The following is an 18,955-nucleotide window of genomic DNA, read 5'->3' as shown; positions in this document are numbered from 1 at the left end:
TCTGCTCGCACTGATTCCACAGATTCTGCATCGTCACTGATGTGGTTGTTCGTTCCCGAGATCGTTGTCGTGGAGGCAACGACATGGAACAACAGGTGCAACGCCCACCGGGGCGGTCGCTCCGGAACGGCCGACTCGGGCGATTCGGTGAAGAACGTGCGGTGGTCTGGCTCGAAGCTCGGGGATTCCGCGTCCTCGAACGGAACTGGCGATGTGCGCGCGGGGAGATCGACATCGTCGCGTGGGATTCCTGCACGCTCGCGTTCATCGAGGTGAAGACCCGGTCCGGTGCGGCGACCGGGCACCCGTTCGAGGCGATCACCGCAGCGAAGCTCACCCGGATGCGTCGGCTCGTCCCCGAGTGGTTCGACGCGCATCCCGAGGTCTCGGCACGTGCGGTCCGCGTGGACGTCGTCGCGGTCCACGTCGACGGACCCCGCATCGTCGTCGAACACCTGGCAGGCGTGCTGTGACCGGCATCGGCCGCGCGGCCGCGGTCGCGCTGCTGGGGGTCACCGGCCGCTGCATCGAAGTCGAAGCCCACCTCACCAGTCAGCTCCCGGCGTTCAGCATCATCGGGCTGCCCGACACTTCGTTGGGCGAGGCGCGGGAACGCGTGCGATCCGCGGCCGCGAACGCGGGGTGCCCCTTGCCCGCCCGTCGGATCACCGTGAACCTGACCCCCGCTGCGATCCCGAAGCGCGGTTCCGGGTTCGACCTGGCCATCGCGATGGCGGTGCTCGCCGGCGCGGGACTCGCGCCGGACGTCTCGGAGCGTGTCGTGTACATCGGCGAGCTCGGCCTCGACGGTCGGGTGCGTCCGGTCCCCGGGGTGATCCCGATGCTCATCGCCGCGCGCGACGCCGGTGTCGACCGCGTGGTGCTGCCCGTCGGCAACCTGACCGAGGCCCGTGTCGTCAGCGGTGTGCGGGTCCGGGGTGTGGACTCGCTGCGGGCGGCGGCCATCGACGCCGGGGCGTTCCTGCCAGAGGTCGAGGTCGACCCGGTGCTGCCGGTCCCGATCCCGTCGGTGCCGCGTCCCGTGGCCGAGCTGTCCGACGTCGTGGGGAACCCGGTCGGGGTCCGTGCCGTGATCGCGGCGGCGGCCGGGGGACACCACGCGCTGCTGCTCGGGCCGCCGGGTGCCGGCAAGACGATGCTCGCCGAGCGGCTGCCCGGGCTGCTGCCGGACCTGGACGACGAGACCGCGCTCGAGGTCGCCGCGGTCCGGTCCGTCGCCGGACTCGGCCCCGCGTCCTGGAGCACGAAGCCACCGTGGGAAGCCCCGCACCACTCCGCCTCGGCGGTCTCGCTCATCGGCGGTGGGTCGGGGGTGCTGCGTCCGGGGGCCGTGTCGCGCGCCACCGGGGGCATCCTGTTCCTCGACGAGGCGCCGGAGTTCCCCCGGGCTGTGCTCGACGCGCTCCGGCAACCGCTCGAGTCCGGTCGGATCACCGTCCACCGGGCGGCGGGCGCCGCCGAGTTCCCCGCACGCTGCCAGGTCGTCCTCGCGGCGAACCCCTGCCCGTGCGGGAACGCCGGTGGTGCCCACGGGCAACCCTGTGAGTGCTCGCCGAGCACCGTTCGCCGGTACCTCGGGCGGATGTCCGGGCCGTTGCTCGACCGCATGGACATCCGCGTGCTCGTACCCCGGGTGACGACGGGGCGGATGCGCGCCGCGGACGGCAGCACGCCGACCACGGCGGTCGCCCGTGCAGCGGTCGCGGCAGCCCGGGCGCGCATGGCGGAGCGACTGCACGGGACGGGATGGTCCCGCAACGCCGAGGTCACCGGGACCTGGCTCCGCGCCGACGGGCGCATCGAACCCGGGTCGACCGCGGACCTCGACCGTGCACTCGACCTCGGCACCCTGACGATGCGCGGCTGGGACCGCGTGATGCGACTGGCGTGGACGCTCGCCGACCTCGATGCCGTCGACCGGCCCACGGGTGAGCACATCCGGGGTGCCCTGGCCCTGCGGAGCGCGCTGTGATGCCGGCGGGCACGGAGCTCCTCGACACCGTGGCGCGCCTGCTGGGACGCAGCGGCGCCGCGGTCGACCCGGTGCAGGCCGCGGCACGGGTCGCGTGGTCGGCCATCGTCGAACCCGGGGACTCCGTCGCCGGCGAGCTCCTCGCCGGGCTCGGGCCGGAGCGCGCACTCGGTGGGGTGTTGCTCGCCGCGGACGGCGACCACGACGCGCTGCTGGGGGACTGCGTCGAGGCCGAGGTCCCCGGAGCCGAGGACCCCGCGGTGCTGCTCGGGGTGCTGCGGACCGCGGTGGAGCGCTGGCGGCCCCGGCTGGCCAGCGTCGAGGTGGGCGACGTCCTCGCGGCCGCCGGTGCGGTCGGCGCCGGTCTGCTCGTCCCGGAGAGCGACGGGTGGCCCTCGTCGCTGGACGACCTCGGGCCGCACGCCCCGGTGGTCCTGTGGACGCGCAGCCCCGGCGTCCGCCTCGGCGACGGGACGCCGGTGCTCGGGGTCGTGGGGTCCCGGGCGAACACGGTGGCCGGTGCCGAGGCGACCGCGGAGATCACCTCGACGGCGGTGGACGCCGGATTCCGCGTCGTCAGCGGTGGCGCCTACGGCATCGACGCCGTGGCGCACCGCGTGGCCGTCGCTGCCGGAACACCCACGATCGCGGTCCTGGCCGGTGGCATCGACCAGCTCTACCCGGTGGGCAACGCGCAGCTGCTCCACAACGTGGCACGGCTGGGCGCCCTGCTCGCCGAGTCGGCACCGGGGACGCGACCGACGCGGTGGCGTTTCCTCGCTCGGAACCGGCTGATCGCCGCGCTGGCCGACGTCACGGTGGTGGTCGAGGCCGGTGCTCGCTCCGGGGCGCTCAACACCGCTCACCACGCCGCGCAGCTCGGGCGGCCGGTGTTCGCCGTGCCCGGAGCCTTCGCGTCCTCAGCGTCGGTCGGATGCCACCGGCTCATCGCGCAGGGGCGGGCGGAGATCGTAGTGCACCCCGGCGATCCGGTCGCGGCGATCCGTGCGGTGTCCGGGACCTGTGGGGGAGCGGTGCCGGACGAGCCGTTGCTGTCCGGCAGGCAGGACCCCGAGGTGGTCCGGGTCCTCGACGCGCTCGGCCGTCGTGCGCTGCCCGAAGCCGAGATCGCCCGCCGAGCCGGGATGTCGACTGCGGACGTCGCCGACGCGCTCGCGCTGGCGCAGCTGCAGGGGCTCGTCGTCCCGAGCGGCGGCGGGTGGGGGCGGGCATGACGGTCTGCAGCCGTACGCTGACGTCGTGGCTTCGCGGACGGACGATCGACTCGAGGCGGCGGTGCACGCCTTCCTCGGACACGCGCGGCACGCGCGGGGCCTCAGCGAGCAGACCCTCCGCGCGTACGCCAACGACCTCGAGCAGCTCGTCACCTTCGCGGGCGGCCGCAGCGTCGACCGCGTCGCCGACGTCGAGCTGGAGCTCCTGCGTGACTGGCTCTGGGACGCCGACCAGCGGGGGCTGGCCCGGTCGACCATCGCCCGACGGTCCTCGTCCGTGCGGGCGTTCACCCGGTGGGCGAGCGAGACCGGGGTGACCCCGACGGATGCCGGGGTCCGGCTCCGTGCGCCGAAGGGTGGAGCGCACCTGCCCCGAGTGGTGTCCGCCGACCAGGTGCGCACCCTGCTCGACGGGCTCGGCGCCCGGGCCGCGACGGACGACCCGACGGCGCTGCGGGACCTGGCCCTCGTCGAGCTCCTGTACGCGGCGGCGATCCGAGTCAGCGAACTCGTCGGGATCGACGTGACCGACCTGGACCGCGGACGCCTGACCGTGCGGGTCCTCGGCAAGGGCGGCAAGGAACGCGTGGTGCCGTTCGGCGTTCCGGCGCGCGATGCGCTCGAGGCATGGCTGGAGCGCGGACGGCCCGCCCTCGCCGCTCGGAGCGTCGGCCCGGCGAGCACGGCGCTGTTCCTCGGCGACCGTGGCGCCCGACTCGGCGTCCGGAGTGCGTACCGCGTGGTGGCGCGGTTGCTCAGTGATCTGCCGGGCGAGGGCCCGAGCGGCCCGCACACCTTCCGCCACACCGCGGCGACGCACCTGCTCGACGGGGGAGCGGACCTGCGCGCGGTGCAGGAACTCCTCGGGCACGCGAGCCTGGGGACGACGCAGATCTACACCCACGTGTCGTCGGCGCGGCTGCGCGAGGTCTACCGGACGGCGCACCCGCGCGCCTGACGCTGCGCCGACGTCCCTGACGCTCGGTCGCCGGTGGGCTCAGCCGGGCCACGCCGACTCGGGCAGCAGCACCGGCCACTCGGCAGGCGGCAGGTACGGCATCGGGTCGACGTAGCGACCGTCGACCCGCGCACCCAGGTGGAGGCACGGTGCCGTCGCCGGACAGTGCCCGACCGAGACGCGCCCGACTGCATCGCCCTGCACGACCTCGTCACCGGCGGCGACCAGGGGCGTCACCGAGTCGAGCGTGCTGACCAGCCCGCTGCCGTGGTCGATCGTCACGACGGTGCGGCCGCCGACCGCGCCGGCGAACGCCACGGTGCCGTCCGCCACCGCTGACGCGGTCGTCCCCAGGGCCGCGGGGACGTCGATGCCGCGGTGGCCGGCGGCATAGTCGGAGGACGGCGCCTCCCACGCACGTTCGACCACCCGTGACCCGGTCGGCCAGACCCAGCGGGCCTCGGCTCCGTCGGCGTCGGCCGCAGGAGTCACCGACGGCCCGGCTCCCGACGACGGCGCAGCACCGAACGCCGCCGCCCCGAACGCCGCCGTCCCGAACACCCCCGCACCGAACGCCGCCGTCCCGCACAGCACCGCCGCGCACACCACGGACAGCAGGACGGGACGGGAGCTCGATCGCATGTTGCCAGCCTCGGCCGTGGAACCGGCCCCGTGGCGGACACGGGGCGATCCGTGGAGGGGGAGTCGCGCCTCCAGGCCTGGGGAGGAACGACGCGACGGCCGATGCGACGGAGTCGACGTCGTCCGACAGCGACACCGTCGATCCGCGTCGGCACGCCGACCAGTCGTCCCGATCTCGCACCCGGTTATGACCACATCCCGGGCGAGGAGTACAGTCGGGGCCGCTCCGGAACACGCAACGCCGCTCGGACGGCGAACCAGCCGACCGCCGGGGCACCGTGCTGCACACCGGCACGGCGGCAGAACCCAGGAGCATCGTGTCCACCACGACCACCGGGCACGGCGAAGACCGTGCGTTCAAGGGGAAGGTCACCCTGTTCGCCATCGCGGCGGCGGTCGGTGGCTTCCTGTTCGGCTTCGACTCGTCCGTCATCAACGGCGCCGTCGACGCGATCAAGGGTGAGTTCAACCTCTCCGACGCGGCCAGCGGCTTCGCGGTCGCCTCGGCCCTGATCGGCTGCGCGTTCGGCGCCTACTTCGCCGGCCGTCTCGCCGACCGCTACGGCCGCACCCGGATCATGTTCTGGGCCGCCGTGCTGTTCTTCGTCTCGTCGATCGGATCGGCGTTCGCGTTCGCCACGTGGGACCTCGTGGTCTGGCGTCTCGTCGGCGGTCTCGGCATCGGTACCGCCTCGGTCATCGCACCGGCGTACATCTCCGAGGTCTCCCCGAAGGCGATCCGCGGGCGGCTGGCCTCGTTCCAGCAGCTCGCGATCACGCTCGGTATCTTCGCCGCGCTCCTGTCCGACCAGCTCTTCGCCGTGACCGCGGGCAGCGCGTCGGCCGAGGTCTGGGGCCTGGCTGCCTGGCGCTGGATGTTCCTGGTCGGGGTGATCCCCTCGGTCGTCTACGGCGTCCTGGCGATCACGCTGCCGGAGTCCCCGCGGTACCTGCTCACCAAGGGGCGGGACGACGACGCGCGCGTGGTGATGGGCAAGATCGTGCCGCGCGACACCGTGAACACGAGCCTGGAGGAGATCCAGGACGGCATCAAGAAGGAAGCCAGCGAGAAGAAGGGCTCCATCCGGGGCAACCGCTTCGGGCTCCAGCCGATCGTCTGGGTGGGCATCATCCTGGCGGTGCTGCAGCAGTTCGTCGGCATCAACGTGATCTTCTACTACTCGACGACGCTCTGGCAGGCGGTCGGCTTCAAGGAGGAGGACTCGTTCCTCATCTCCACGATCACCTCGGTGGTCAACGTCGCCGTGACCTTCATCGCGATCTTCCTGGTCGACAAGGTCGGCCGCAAGCCGCTGCTGGTCGCGGGTTCCGCGGGCATGTTCGTCTCGCTCACCATGGTCGCCATCGCGTTCTCGCAGGCGACGATCGTCGACGGCAGCCCGAGCCTCCCCGGCTCGTGGGGCGTCATCGCGCTGATCTTCGCGAACCTCTTCGTGGTGTCCTTCGGCGCTACTTGGGGTCCGCTGATGTGGGTCCTGCTCGGTGAGATGTTCCCGAACCGCATCCGTGCCACGGCGCTGGGGATCGGTTCCGCCGCCAACTGGATCGCGAACTTCATCGTGACGATCTCGTTCCCGGTGCTCTCGGGCTTCAACCTCACCGTCACCTACGGCATCTACGCACTGTTCGCGCTGCTGTCGCTCTTCTTCGTCATCGCGAAGATCCCGGAGACGAAGGGCCGCTCGCTCGAGGAGATGGGCATCTCCGCCGACGGCGACACGGTGGACGCCAAGGCCTGATCAGGACGGCCGGAGCCGCGGAGATCCGCCGGATCGACCGGACAGGAGGCCCGGATCACGTCAGCCGCGAGGCGGGCGTGATCCGGGCCTCCCTTCTGTTAGCATCTATCCAGCAGCGTGCTGATGCGCGCTGACTTCGCGTGTCCACCAGGCCCTCATCGGCTCGGTACCCGACCACCGGTCCCGCTCTCACGAGCGGGCGGTCGCGTGCCAGGACACCAGGGATCACGACCGACGGTCGCGATCGACACAACCGCAACAGGTCCGCAGTGACGTGTGAGAGCACGGCTGCGCGCCGAGAACACAGAAGGAGGACGGCACATGGCCGTCGTCACCATCCGCCAGCTGCTCGACAGCGGCGTCCACTTCGGACACCAGACCCGTCGGTGGAACCCGAAGGTGAAGCGCTTCATCCTCGCCGAGCGCTCGGGCATCCACATCATCGACCTGCAGCAGTCGCTGGCCTTCATCGACCGCGCGTACGACTTCGTCAAGGAGACGGTCGCGCACGGTGGCACGATCCTCTTCGTGGGCACCAAGAAGCAGGCCCAGGGCTCCATCGCCGAGCAGGCGACCCGCGTCGGCCAGCCGTACGTCAACCAGCGTTGGCTCGGCGGTCTGCTCACGAACTTCCAGACGGTCTCCAAGCGCCTCGCGCGCATGAAGGAGCTCGAGGAGATCGACTTCGACGACACGACGAAGGGCTTCACCAAGAAGGAGCTCCTCATCAAGAAGCGCGAGCTGGACAAGCTCCACAAGACCCTCGGTGGTATCCGCAACCTCACGCGGACCCCGAGCGCGCTCTGGATCGTCGACACCAAGAAGGAGCACCTCGCCGTCGACGAGGCGCAGAAGCTCGGTATCCCGATCATCGGCATCCTCGACACCAACTGCGACCCCGACGAGATCACGTACCCGATCCCGGGCAACGACGACGCGATCCGCTCCGTCGGTCTCCTGACCCGCATCGTCGCCGACGCCGCGGCCGAGGGCCTGAAGACCCGCCACAACGGTGGCGACGAGGACGAGGCCAGCGAGCCCCTCGCCGAGTGGGAGCAGGAGCTCCTCGGTGGCGAGACGGCAACCCCGTCCGCCGACGCCGCCCCCGAGGGTGCGACCGTCGAGGAGAACAACGCTGACGCGCAGGTCGCCGCGAAGGAGATCGGCGAGCCGATCGCCGACGAGGCGAAGAACGCGGAGCCGACGGCCGAGGCCGAGGCAGCCGCGGAGACCACCCCCGCCGAGTGAGCCGCCGGGGCGTCGGACCCACCGGGTCCGGCGCCCCGACTGCACTCCACTCTCCACACACGTACAGTCCAGAAAGGACTCCAGTCAATGGCAAACTTCACCGCTGCTGACGTGAAGAAGCTCCGCGAGGACCTCGGCGCCGGCATGATGGACGCGAAGAACGCGCTCGTCGAGGCCGACGGCGACTACGACAAGGCCGTCGAGCTGCTCCGCATCAAGGGTGCCAAGGCCGTCGCCAAGCGCGACGACCGAGCCACCTCCGAAGGCGTCGTCGTCGCGACCTCCGAGAACGGCGCCGCCACGGTCGTCGAGCTCGCGAGCGAGACCGACTTCGTCGCCAAGAACGAGAAGTTCACGACCCTCGCCGACAAGGTGCTGGGTGCGGTCGCCGCTGCCGGTGCCGCCGACGTCGCCGCCGCCAACGCTGCACCGCTGGACGGCAAGACCGTCCTCGAGGTCGTCAACGAGTCGGCAGCCGCGCTGGGCGAGAAGCTCGAGGTCCGCACGGTCCGCCGTGTCGAGGGCTCGGCCTTCGAGATCTACCTGCACAAGACCAGCCAGGACCTGCCGCCGCAGATCGCCGTCGTCATCGCGTACGAGGGTGACAACGCCGCCGAGGCGCGTTCGATCGCCCAGCACGTCGCGTTCGCGAACCCGACGTACCTGACCCGCGACGAGGTCCCGGCCGAGGCCATCGAGAAGGAGCGTGCGACCGTCGAGGCGATCACGCGCGAAGAGGGCAAGCCCGAGGCTGCCCTCCCGAAGATCGTCGAGGGTCGGGTGAACGCCTACATCAAGCAGGTGTCGCTCCTCGACCAGGACTACGCGAAGGACAACAAGATCTCCGTCGCGAAGGCCGCCGAGAACGCCGGCATCACGATCCAGGGCTTCGCCCGCGTCAAGGTCGGCGCGTAACGAACCCGTGACGGGGTCAGGAACCAACGAGGTTCCTGGCCCCGTTTTTCGCGCGCACCGACACGACACGCGCACGACACATCCGCGAGTACATTTCCACGAGACCACGACGAAGGGTGCGGACCAGATGACCGACGAGAAGACCGGACGACGCCGCGTTCTGCTGAAGCTGTCGGGAGAGGCGTTCGGCGCCGGCTCCCTCGGGGTGAACCCCGACGTGATCGGCACCATCGCCAAGGAGATCGCCGTCGCCGCGCGCGAGGTCGAGATCGCGATCGTCGTCGGCGGAGGCAACTTCTTCCGTGGCGCCGAGCTCTCGCAGCGCGGCATGGACCGCGGACGCGCCGACTACATGGGCATGCTCGGCACGGTGATGAACGCGCTCGCGCTGCAGGACTTCCTCGAGCAGGCCGGCGCCGCGACGCGCGTGCAGTCCGCCATTGCGATGACCCAGGTCGCCGAGCCGTACATCCCGCGGCGGGCCGAGCGGCACCTCGAGAAGGGCCGGGTCGTCATCTTCGGTGCCGGCGCCGGTCTGCCGTACTTCTCCACCGACACGGTGGCGGCGCAGCGTGCGCTCGAGATCAAGGCGGACGAGGTCCTCGTCGCCAAGAACGGCGTCGACGGCGTGTACACCGCGGACCCGAAGAAGGACGCCTCGGCCGAGAAGCTGCACCACGTGACCTACCAGGACGCACTGCTCAAGGGCCTCAAGGTCGTCGACGCCACCGCGTTCTCGCTCTGCATGGACAACGGCATGCCGATGCACGTCTTCGGCATGGAGGGCGACGGCAACGTCCAGGCCGCCATCCGTGGCGAGCGCATCGGCACCGTCGTCAGCAACTGACCCCCGGCGCTGACTAGACTCGACGCCAGTACCGAAGGAGTAACACCGTGATCAGTGATGTCCTGACCGAAGCCACCGAGAAGATGGCGAAGGCTGTCGAGGTCGCCAAGGACGACTTCTCGACCGTCCGCACCGGCCGCATCAACGCGGCGCTCTTCCAGAAGATCCCGGTCGAGTACTACGGCACCCCGACGCCGCTCGCGCAGCTCGCGTCGCTGCAGACGCCCGAGGCCCGAACGCTCATCGTCACGCCGTACGACAAGTCGGCGCTCAAGGAGATCGAGCGCGCCATCGCGACGTTCCCGAACCTCGGTGCCAGCCCGACGAACGACGGCGACATCGTCCGCGTGACGATCCCCGAGCTCACCAAGGACCGCCGCAAGGAGTTCGTCAAGCTCGTGCGGACGAAGGGCGAGGACCACAAGGTCGTCATCCGCAACATCCGCCGCAAGGCCAAGGACGACCTTGACGCGCTCAAGGGTGAGATCTCCGACGACGAGATCTCGCGTGGCGACAAGGACCTCGAGGGCCTGACGAAGAAGCACGTCGACCAGATCGACGACGCGCTGAAGAAGAAGGAAGCCGAACTCCTCGAGGTCTGATGCGTCGCTCCGACCAGGGCGATGACCGCCCCACAGCAGAGCACGGGCCCGCGACGAGCGGGCCTGTGAAGAAGGGGCTCCGCCAGGACTTCGATGCGCGCGCACGTGCGGCGCGCACCGACTTCGAGGCGCAGCTCCGCCAGCGCAAGGCCGACTTCGGTGCGCGGAACGAAGCACTGACGGCGCGGACCGGGCGCAACCTGCCGGCGGCGATCGGCATCGCGCTCGCGTTCGCGGTCGTCATGCTCGGCACGCTGCTCCTGTTCACGCCGTCCTTCATGGTGGTCGCGGCGTTCCTGCTGGGCGTCGGCGTCTACGAGCTGACGAGCGCGATGCGCTTCGCCGGCCGCGACGTCCCGCGGATCCCGAGCGTCGCCGTCGCGATCGCGGTGGTGCCGGCGGCGTTCCTGTACGGGCAGGCCCCGGCGCTGTTCACGCTGCTCGGCGGCATCGTCCTGATCAGCGTCTGGCGCCTGGTCGAGGTCGCCCTCGCCCGGCAGAAGCCCCCGGCCGCCAACGTCGTCCGTGACCTGACGAACGGGCTGTTCGTCCAGGCGTACATCTCGTTGCTCGGTGCCTGCGTCGTGCTGCTCTCCGCCCAGCGGGACGGCAACCTCTGGGTGATCGGCTTCATCCTCGTGGTCGTCGCGGTCGACACCGGTGCGTACGCGACCGGCCTGAACCTCGGCAAGCACCCGATGGCACCCCGCATCAGCCCCAAGAAGACGTGGGAGGGTTTCGCCGGGTCCGTGGCGGCGAGCATCGTCGTCGGCATCCTGGTGGCCGTGTTCATGCTCGGGCTGCCCTGGTGGACCGGTGTCGTGCTGGGTGTGCTCATCTCCGGGTCGGCCACGCTCGGCGACCTGACCGAGTCGATGATCAAGCGTGACCTCGGCATCAAGGACATCTCGTCGTTCCTGCCCGGGCACGGTGGACTGCTCGACCGCATCGACAGCATCCTGCCGTCGGCCGCGGTCGCCTACGTGCTGTACCTGGTCGTCAACCACTGACCCGCCCCCGGGCCGGGCTGTACGTGGCACTCAGCGCGTCCAGGTTGTGCCACGGGTCGGGACTGGCAGAATGACGCCGTGGCCACCACCTTCCCGACCGCAGCCCGTTCCGCCCTCGGTTACGACGTCGACGAAGTCGAGCGTTTCCTCGAGGACGCCCGGCGCGCGTACTCCGCCGACGACAGTGCCCCCGGCATCGAGGCTGCGAAGATCCGTGCCACGGCGTTCTCGATGCGCAAGGGCGGCTACTCCACCTCGCACGTCGACGCCGCTCTCGAGCGGCTGGAGGACGCCTTCGCGGCGCGCGAGCGTGAGCGGGAGATGAGCGAGGTCGGCAAGAAGGCCTGGTACGCCGAGGCGCGGACGAAGGCGTCGGACGTCGTGGCACGCCTCGAGCGGCCCGACGGCCAGCGGTTCAGCCGGGTGAGCGTCCTCGGCACCGGCTACCACCCGAAGGACGTCGATGCCTTCGCCGCCCGACTCGCGGGGTACTTCCGCGAAGGCAAGCCGCTCAGTCTCACCGAGGTGCGCTCGATCGTGTTCCGCCCGAAGCACGGCGGGTACCGCGAGGCGCAGGTCGACGCGGTGCTCGACGCCGTCGTCGAAGTGATGCTCGCTGTCCGATGACGACGCGCTGTCCCCAGGTGCTTCGCTTTCCGTGATCGTTCCGTTACCCTGGTCCTACTCATGGGCAGGCACACGGCAGATTCAAGCTCCGACCGCGATACCCGCGAGCACCTCAGCCTCCAGGCTTCCGGTGAGCGCCGCGCGGCAATGCAGCGAACCCGCACGACGGAGACGTCGGCGTTCGGGGTGACCCCGCAGGCAGCGGCGACGGGGCCGGTGGCCACGCCGAAGTCGGTCGCGGCGAACCGCGTCTCGGACGAGCGTGTGGCGTCCTTCGCCCACGACGCGCTCGTCGCCGAGCAGCGTTCCCCGAAGCAGCGCACCGCGACGGTCCAGCGCCGTACGACGCCGAAGCTGGCCGAGCCAGCCCGTCTCGCGTCGGTCAACGCCGTGGCCCGCAAGCGCGCGACGGCCCCGATGCTGTCGTTCGTCGGCGTGTTCCTGTTCGTCGGCGGGTCGCTGTTCAACCCGCTGCAGGCCGACGTGGCACAGGCCGCCGTCGACACCCCGGTGCTCGTGAAGGCCCCGGCACCCCAGCAGTACACCGCACACGGCACCTACGGCGAGGCCGCTGCCGACCGCGACGGCTACGGCGTGACGGTGCCGGCCCCGAAGGTCGTGAAGCCCGTCGTCGAAGACGACGACGCCGATGCCACCGACGACGCCGCGGATGCCGCAGCCCCCGATTCCGAGCCGGTCTCGGCCGCCAACACGCTCGCGGCCACCGCCGCGACCCCCGACCCCGGCAGCGCGCAGGCGATCGCCCTGCAGCAGGTCACGGCCCGCGGCTGGGGCACCGACCAGTACAACTGCCTGGTCTCGCTCTGGAACAAGGAGTCCGGCTGGCGGGTGAACGCCTACAACCCGAGCGGTGCGTACGGCATCCCGCAGGCCCTGCCCGGCAGCAAGATGGCCACGGCCGGCGCCGACTGGCAGACGAACCCGGCGACGCAGATCACCTGGGGTCTCAACTACATCGCCGGCGTGTACGGCACCCCCTGTGGTGCGTGGGGTCACAGCCAGGCCAACAACTGGTACTGATCGGCTGCTCGGGTGCCGCGCAGCAATCGGCCGCGGCGTCCCCGTGGTCGCGACGTCGAGCCTGACGAGGAGTCCACCCTCGATCGGCTGATGAGTTCGTGGAAGCGCACCGAGGTCCGCCACGGTCGCGAGTACCAGGTGCAGCCGATCTCCGCCGCGTCGGCGCAGAAGGAGTACATCTGCCCGGGCTGCGGTGGCACCGTGTCGCCCGGCACCGCCCACGTGGTGGTCTGGCGCGCGGACGGCGTCCTGGGTGACGCCGCCGACCTGGCGTCCCGTCGGCACTGGCACAACCACTGCTGGAGCATCGCATGACCGAGCACGACGTGACGCACGACACCGAGATCCGCTCCGCGACCGAGCTGCCCGCCCGACGAACCGAGGTCGAGCTGGTCACGGACGACCACCTGACGCTCGTCGGGGAACTGGCCGAGCCCGCCGACGCGCCTGCCCGCGGCACCATCGTCACGCTCCACCCCCTGCCGACCGCACACGGCTTCATGGACTCGCACGTGCTCAAGAAGGCCGCTGCCCGGTTGCCGGCCCTGGCCGACATCGCGGTGCTGCGGTTCAACTTCCGATCCGTCACGTCGCCGCGCGGCACGTCCGAGGGGGGCTTCGGCGACGGCGTCTCCGAGGGCTTCGACCTGCGTGCCGCTGTCGCCGAGGTCGTCGACCGCGGGCTGCCGACGCCGTGGCTGGTGGGGTGGTCGTTCGGCACCGAGGTCATCCTCAAGCACGCACTCGAACACGTCGAGGCCGGCACCGTCGCCGGGGTCGTCCTGCTGTCACCGCCGCTGCACCGCACGTCGGACGCCGAGCTCGCCCGCTGGGCCGCCGTCGACGTCCCGGTCGTGGCGCTCGTGCCGGAGCACGACGACTTCCTGCAGCCCGAAGCTGCGGCCGCGCGGTTCGCGCTCGCTCCCGATGTCCGGGTGGTGCCCGTCGCGGGCGCGAAGCACCTGTGGGTGGGGGAGCGGTACGTGCGGATCGTGCTCGACGCGATCGCCGACCTCGTCGTCCCGGGCAGCGCACCGATGCCGACCCACTGGCCGGTCTGAGCAACGCCCACGGCATGCCGTGCGCCCCGCCACCTGCTGCGGGTGGGGCGGCCTGGAGGCGCGTGTCGGGCCTCCGGGCCGGTGACCGTCAGCGCTCGGTCGCGTCCACGTCGTCGCGCTCGTCCGCAGCGGACGCTGCGGCGGGCGCCGTGCCGAGCAGGCCGGTCGCGTTCGTGAGGACCCCGCGGAGGTTCTCGAGGTAGCCCGCGACGGCTTCGCGCTCGGTGCGGATCGCCGCCAGGCGGTCCTCGGCCTCGGCGATGACACCGGCGGTGCGCTCCTCGGCGTCGGCGACCATCCGGTGCACCCGGTCTTGAGCGTCGGCGACGATGGTGCGTGCGTGCTCCTGCGCCTCGGCCGTGCTGGTGCGCTCGAGGTCGTCGGCTTCCTGCTGCAGACGCTCGGCTCGCTCACGGGCCTCGGTGGCGCGGCGCGTGGCCTCGGCGAGCTGCAGGTTCGCCTCGTCCAGGTACTTCTGCGTCTCGGTCACGGTCTCGTGGTGCTTCTGCAGGTACTCCTGCTCGGCGTCGTCGCGGCGGGCCGCGAGTTCCGACTCGAGGGTCGTGCGGGCTTCGTCGCGTGCTCGGGCGATCTCGGCACGGACCTCGTCGCGTTCCTTCACGAGGGCGGCGCGGGCGGTGTCGATCTCCTGCTGCAGGGCGGTGCGCTCGGCTTCGAGCACCCCGAGCTCGGCGGTGCGGCGGTCGGCGATCTCGGCGTCGACCTCGGCGTGCTCGCGTTCGCGGCGGGCGGCGATGGCGTTCTCGTGCTCGCGGACGGCACGCTCGGCTGCTGCGTCGGCTTCGGCCCGCTCCTGCGCGATCCGGGCGTCGTGCTGCTCGAGTTCGCGGGCGATCCGGTCGGCGGTCTCCTGCACCAGGCGCGCGTTCTCGACGCGGGTCTGTTCCTCGTCGACGCGCAGCTGGGCGCGGGCTGCTTCGATCTCCTGTTCGAGGTCGGTGCGGGCCACGGCGAGTTCGCGCTCCCACTCGGCGCGGGCGGCCGCGAGCTCCTCGTCCAGTTCGCGGCGGCGGTCACCGATCTCGCTGTCGAGCTCGGCCCGCCGACGCGCGACCTCGGACTCGAGTTCGGCGCGACCGGTCTCGAGGGCCAGCGCGTGTGCCTGCTGCTCCTCGTCCCGTTCGCGGTGCCAGGCGGCGCGGCCCTCGGTGACCTCGCGCTCGAGGGCCTCGCGCCGGGTCGTCTCCTCACGGTCGAGGTCCTCGGTACGGCGGGTGTGGTCGGCTTCGAAGACCGAACGGCGGTGCTCGGTCTCACGGTCGAGCTCGGCTGCGGCGGTGCGGGCGTCGGCGGACTCGCGCTGGGCGATCTCACGCAGCTCCGCGACCTCGTGCTCGACCTGGGCGCGCAGTGCGTTCGTCTCGCGGATGGCGACGGAGCGGACCTCGGCGGCCTCGGTCACCGCGGCACCGCGGATGGCGGCTGCCTCGTTGCGGGCGTCCTGCGTGAGCAGACCGGCCTCGGCGCGGGAGCGCTCGACGGTGTCGGCGGCTTCGGCGCGGGCACGGGTCAGCTCGTTGGTGGCGCGGGTGCGGGCGTCCTCGAGGGTGTCGCGCGCTTCTTCCTGTGCTTCGCGGACGGTGCGCTCAGCTTCGGCGCGGCTCGAGGCTCGGAGCCGCTGGGCGTCGATGTCGGCCTGGCTGATGAGCCGGGTCGACTGTTCCTCGGCGACACGCAGCGTGGACTCGAGTCGGGTGCCCAGACCGCTGTACGTGGGGGTGCCGGCTTCGTCCAGCTCGCCCTGCAGCTCGGACACGCGGGCCTGCAGGAGACGGATCTCCTTCGCGGCGTCGGCGCGGTCGTTGTTCGACTTGATGAGCTCGCGGCGCAGGTCGTTCAGTGAACGCTCCACCTCGTCGCGGCGGTACCCGCGCAGCTCGGTCCCGAACTCGGCCTCGTCGTTCGCCACGTGTCGCTCCTGGGTGCTCGGCGGAGGGCCCGGATCGGCCCGCGGTCGATTGTAGTGGCGGCCGGAGCGGGTCGTCTGAGTCCGGCGACAGCGCGGATTGATGCACTGTCCAGCGATGCTCGCTATCCTGAGTCGCTGATTCGCGCGCCGACATCCCCACCCCGGCGCGGTAGGGAGAGTGTTCGTGCGATTCGTCCTGGCGATCGTCAGTTTCGTCATCGGCCTGCTGCTCGTGGTGCTGGCGGTGGGGCAGCGGACCGTGTTCGCGCCGCCGTCCTCGCTCGTGGCCGAGAGCTCGACGACCAGTTCCGCCCCGGTGACGGTGATCCCGGGGACCACGCTCAACGCCAACCCCGGCTACCAGCGCATCAACGTGTCCGGCTCCGGCAAGGTGTTCGCGGCGTACGGCAAGACCGCCGACGTCGACGCCTGGATCGGTGACGCCGAGCACACCACGCTCCGCTTCGACGCCGAGAAGGGCTCGCTGGTCGGGTCGACCTCGGGCAGCGAGACGAGCGTGCCGTCGCCGAAGGGCAGCGACCTCTGGTACCAGGAGTACGACGGTGCCGGACAGTTCACCGTCCGCCTGCCCCAGGACGTCTCGGTCCTGGTCGTGAGCGACGGCAAGGCCGCCGCACCGAGCGACGTGTCCGTCACCTGGCCGCAGGACACCGCGACGCCGGCGGTCGGTCCGCTGCTCGTGGCCGGCGGCGTGTTCGTCCTCGGAGGCCTCGTGCTGCTCGTCCTCGCCTTCCTGCACCAGCGCCGTGGCCGCGGTCCCCGCCGTCGCAGCGGTGGCAGCCGTCCGCCGCGGGTGCGTGCCTCGCGCCGTGCCGCCGCCGCCGGAGCGCAGGTGCCTCGCCCCGGTCGTCGTGGGACCCGCGCGTTCGTCGGCGTCCCGGTGCTGCTCGTCGGTGCCCTGACCCTGGCCGGCTGCTCGTCGGACTACTGGCCGCAGGGCGGCGATCCGTCGCTGGCCACGCCGACTCCGACGGCCACCGCCACGGGGGCGGCGGAGCCCACCGAGCCGACCGCCGCGACCAAGCAGCAGATCACCCGCATCGTGCAGCGCGCCGCGGCCGTCGCGAAGCAGGCCGACGGGGCGCGCGACCGCGACCTGGTCCGCACCCGGTTCTCCGGCGCGGCGCTCGACCTCCGGCTGGCCAACTACTCGATCCGCGGCAAGGACTCGGACGTGAAGGCGCCGCCGGCGATCTCCGCAGCGCAGGTGTGCGTCGCGCTGCCGCAGCAGACCGACACCTGGCCGCGGACGGTCTTCACGATCGTCGCCGAGGACTGTGACGCCAAGTCGGCGCCGCAGGCCCTGACCCTGGTGCAGGACAGCGCCCGTGATCCCTACAAGGTCGCGTACGACGTGTCGCTCGAGGCCGACGCGAAGATCCCGAGCCTCGCCCCGACGACCATCGGTGCGGCGCTGCTCGCGCCGGAGTCGAAGCTCCTGACCATCCAGCCGGACCAGGTCGCGACCGCCTACGGCGACATCCTGTCGAAGGACACCGCCAGCGAGTACGCCGACCTGTTCACCACCGAGGGTGACGCACTCCGCACGACCATCGGCAAGGCGTACAAGGACAAGAAGGCCAAGGCGCTGCCGGACACGGCGAAGATCGAGTACTCGTCCGAGGTCCCCGCCGACTCCGCCGTCGCCATCGCGACGGACGACGCCGGCGCCCTGGTTTCCGCCGACCTGGACGAGATCGAGAAGGTGACCCCGACCGCGTCGGGCGCCGAGGTGAACACCGAAGGTGCCGTGAAGGCTCTGTCCGGCGTCGACACGAGCAAGAAGGGCATCAGCGCCACCTACAGCGTCCAGCTGCTCTTCTACGTGCCGCCGGTCGCCTCGGATGGCAAAGTGGTCCTGCTCGGGTTCACGCAGGGCCTGACCGCAGCAAGTGAGGTGCAATGAGCAACATCCCCCCGACCCCGTCCGGGCTCCGCGGAGCCGTGGACCTGTCGTCCCTCGTCGACCGCGCACAGCGGCCGCCCCAGCCGTCCGGCGCTCCGGCCCCGGCGGGTCCAGCAGGCGGTGCCGCGCCCGGTTCCGACGTCGGCACTGCGAGCGGCGCCGGCCCGACGGTCCCGTCGCTCGTCATCGACGTCACCGACGCGACGTTCCAGGACGTCCTGGAGCTGTCGAACGTCGTCCCGGTCATCGTGGACATCTGGGCCGAGTGGTGCGGGCCGTGCAAGCAGCTCTCACCGATCCTCGAGCAGCTCACCGCCGAGTACGACGGCCGCGTGGTGCTCGCCAAGGTGGACGCCGACACGAACCCGCAGCTCGTGCAGGCGTTCCAGGCGCAGTCGATCCCGACCGTCGCAGCCGTGATCGGCGGACGCCCGCTCGGGCTCTTCGTCGGCGCACTGCCCGAGGCGCAGGTCCGCGACGTCTACGAGCAGGTGCTCCAGGCCGCCGAGCAGAACGGGGTGTCCGGTCGCGTGTCCGTCGACGGCGCAGCGGCGGACGTCGACGCGGAGCAGGGCGAGCCGGAGCCGGAGCCGCTCCCGCCGCACCACCAGGCCGCGTACGACGCGATCGAGCAGGGCGACTACGCCACCGCGATCGAGGAGTACAAGACCGCCATCCTGCAGGACCCGCACGACCAGATGGCCGTCGCCGGGCTCGCGCAGGTGTCGCTGCTCGACCGGCTGAACGGCCGGACGGCCGACGAGATCCGCGCCGCTGCAGCCGCAGGCCCGCACGACGTCCAGGCGCAGCTCGCCGTCGCCGACCTCGACATCTCGGGCGGACACGTCGACGACGCCTTCGGGCGCCTGCTCGACCTCGTCCCGACCGTGTTCGGCGATGACCGTGAAGCCCTGCGCGTGCGGCTCGTCGAGTACTTCGAGCTCATCGGTTCCGAGGACCCGCGCGTGGTCGCGGCCCGCCGCCGCCTGGCGAACGCGCTGTACTAGCCCCTGCCGGGTCCGTGCGGCGCAGCAGACGCCGTCGTCACGCCGAGACGCCGCCGGATCCGGCGGCGTCTCGGCGTTTCCGCGGCGTCTCGCGGACACGACGGCGTCTCGCGGACACGACGGCGTCTCGAGCAGGATCGCCCGGACCCGCA

18 protein-coding genes are annotated in these 18,955 nt (G+C 71.5%); 16 read left to right on the top strand and 2 right to left on the bottom strand.

Annotated elements, in window-relative coordinates:
• The first annotated feature begins 83 nt into the window (after nucleotides 1-83).
• Genes ACL00U_RS10470 through ACL00U_RS10455 form a run of 4 tightly spaced genes read left to right on the top strand, consistent with a single transcriptional unit; the run spans nucleotide 84 to nucleotide 4,186 of the window.
• Nucleotides 84-473 (top strand): YraN family protein, encoded by a 390-nt coding sequence (locus tag ACL00U_RS10470; protein WP_042539661.1) that lies wholly within the window; start codon nucleotides 84-86, stop codon nucleotides 471-473.
• Nucleotides 470-1,993, top strand: coding sequence for a YifB family Mg chelatase-like AAA ATPase (locus ACL00U_RS10465; RefSeq protein WP_194590463.1), 1,524 nt, complete (start codon nucleotides 470-472; stop codon nucleotides 1,991-1,993). Before ACL00U_RS10470 ends, ACL00U_RS10465 begins: the two co-directional genes overlap by 4 nt.
• Complete coding sequence (gene dprA / locus ACL00U_RS10460; RefSeq protein WP_412873376.1) at nucleotides 1,993-3,228, top strand: DNA-processing protein DprA; 1,236 nt, start codon at nucleotides 1,993-1,995, stop codon at nucleotides 3,226-3,228. Before ACL00U_RS10465 ends, dprA begins: the two co-directional genes overlap by 1 nt.
• 25 nt (nucleotides 3,229-3,253) lie before the next feature.
• The gene (locus ACL00U_RS10455) at nucleotides 3,254-4,186 is read left to right on the top strand and encodes a tyrosine recombinase XerC (protein WP_017888246.1); all 933 of its coding nucleotides are present in this window, start codon (nucleotides 3,254-3,256) and stop codon (nucleotides 4,184-4,186) included.
• Between the two features lie 39 nt (nucleotides 4,187-4,225).
• On the opposite strand, the gene ACL00U_RS10450 is transcribed toward ACL00U_RS10455, so the two are convergent.
• Nucleotides 4,226-4,828 carry a M23 family metallopeptidase gene (locus ACL00U_RS10450; protein ID WP_083389265.1) on the bottom strand — a complete coding sequence of 201 codons (603 nt, stop codon included), beginning with the start codon at nucleotides 4,826-4,828 and terminating at the stop codon, nucleotides 4,226-4,228.
• A gap of 317 nt (nucleotides 4,829-5,145) precedes the next feature.
• Between ACL00U_RS10450 and ACL00U_RS10445 the strand changes: the two genes are divergently transcribed.
• The 10 genes from ACL00U_RS10445 (at nucleotide 5,146) to ACL00U_RS10400 (ending at nucleotide 13,939) form a co-directional block, all read left to right on the top strand.
• Complete coding sequence (locus tag ACL00U_RS10445; protein ID WP_042539727.1) at nucleotides 5,146-6,588, top strand: sugar porter family MFS transporter; 1,443 nt, start codon at nucleotides 5,146-5,148, stop codon at nucleotides 6,586-6,588.
• A 321-nt stretch (nucleotides 6,589-6,909) separates the two neighbouring features.
• Entirely contained in the window at nucleotides 6,910-7,836 is a 927-nt protein-coding gene (gene rpsB / locus ACL00U_RS10440; protein ID WP_017888243.1) for a 30S ribosomal protein S2, read from the top strand.
• Between the two features lie 87 nt (nucleotides 7,837-7,923).
• Nucleotides 7,924-8,751 (top strand): translation elongation factor Ts, encoded by an 828-nt coding sequence (tsf, locus tag ACL00U_RS10435; protein WP_027465873.1) that lies wholly within the window; start codon nucleotides 7,924-7,926, stop codon nucleotides 8,749-8,751.
• Nucleotides 8,752-8,878: 127 nt separating this feature from the next.
• A complete protein-coding gene (pyrH, locus tag ACL00U_RS10430) occupies nucleotides 8,879-9,598 on the top strand; it encodes a UMP kinase (protein ID WP_017888241.1) in 720 nt (239 codons plus the stop codon).
• 47 nt (nucleotides 9,599-9,645) lie between these two features.
• A complete protein-coding gene (gene frr, locus ACL00U_RS10425) occupies nucleotides 9,646-10,200 on the top strand; it encodes a ribosome recycling factor (protein WP_017888240.1) in 555 nt (184 codons plus the stop codon).
• A 65-nt stretch (nucleotides 10,201-10,265) separates the two neighbouring features.
• Nucleotides 10,266-11,210 (top strand): phosphatidate cytidylyltransferase, encoded by a 945-nt coding sequence (locus ACL00U_RS10420; protein WP_017888239.1) that lies wholly within the window; start codon nucleotides 10,266-10,268, stop codon nucleotides 11,208-11,210.
• A 78-nt stretch (nucleotides 11,211-11,288) separates the two neighbouring features.
• Entirely contained in the window at nucleotides 11,289-11,837 is a 549-nt protein-coding gene (locus ACL00U_RS10415) for a DivIVA domain-containing protein (protein WP_017888238.1), read from the top strand.
• A 147-nt stretch (nucleotides 11,838-11,984) separates the two neighbouring features.
• Complete coding sequence (locus ACL00U_RS10410) at nucleotides 11,985-12,878, top strand: transglycosylase SLT domain-containing protein (RefSeq protein WP_412873375.1); 894 nt, start codon at nucleotides 11,985-11,987, stop codon at nucleotides 12,876-12,878.
• Between the two features lie 12 nt (nucleotides 12,879-12,890).
• Complete coding sequence (locus ACL00U_RS10405; RefSeq protein ID WP_031260297.1) at nucleotides 12,891-13,193, top strand: hypothetical protein; 303 nt, start codon at nucleotides 12,891-12,893, stop codon at nucleotides 13,191-13,193.
• Complete coding sequence (locus tag ACL00U_RS10400) at nucleotides 13,190-13,939, top strand: alpha/beta hydrolase (RefSeq protein ID WP_259552739.1); 750 nt, start codon at nucleotides 13,190-13,192, stop codon at nucleotides 13,937-13,939. The genes ACL00U_RS10405 and ACL00U_RS10400 overlap by 4 nt, the downstream gene beginning before the upstream one ends.
• An 88-nt stretch (nucleotides 13,940-14,027) precedes the next feature.
• Here ACL00U_RS10400 and ACL00U_RS10395 read toward each other — a convergent pair whose 3' ends face one another.
• Nucleotides 14,028-15,869 carry a hypothetical protein gene (locus tag ACL00U_RS10395; protein WP_259552738.1) on the bottom strand — a complete coding sequence of 614 codons (1,842 nt, stop codon included), beginning with the start codon at nucleotides 15,867-15,869 and terminating at the stop codon, nucleotides 14,028-14,030.
• A gap of 184 nt (nucleotides 15,870-16,053) precedes the next feature.
• On the opposite strand from ACL00U_RS10395, the gene ACL00U_RS10390 reads away from it, so the two are divergent.
• Together ACL00U_RS10390 and ACL00U_RS10385 are read left to right on the top strand one after the other, a co-directional pair.
• Nucleotides 16,054-17,796: a hypothetical protein gene (locus tag ACL00U_RS10390; protein WP_031260296.1), complete on the top strand. Its 1,743-nt coding sequence runs from the start codon at nucleotides 16,054-16,056 to the stop codon at nucleotides 17,794-17,796.
• Nucleotides 17,793-18,803, top strand: a complete 1,011-nt coding sequence (locus ACL00U_RS10385; RefSeq protein ID WP_056068945.1) for a tetratricopeptide repeat protein — start codon at nucleotides 17,793-17,795, stop codon at nucleotides 18,801-18,803. Before ACL00U_RS10390 ends, ACL00U_RS10385 begins: the two co-directional genes overlap by 4 nt.
• The last annotated feature ends 152 nt before the right edge of the window (nucleotides 18,804-18,955 follow it).

Source organism: Curtobacterium poinsettiae (genome assembly GCF_047226435.1).
Classification (GTDB): Bacteria; Actinomycetota; Actinomycetes; order Actinomycetales; family Microbacteriaceae; genus Curtobacterium; species Curtobacterium poinsettiae.
The sequence above is the reverse complement of the archived record's forward strand: the minus strand, read 5'-3'. Positions and strand labels throughout refer to the sequence as shown.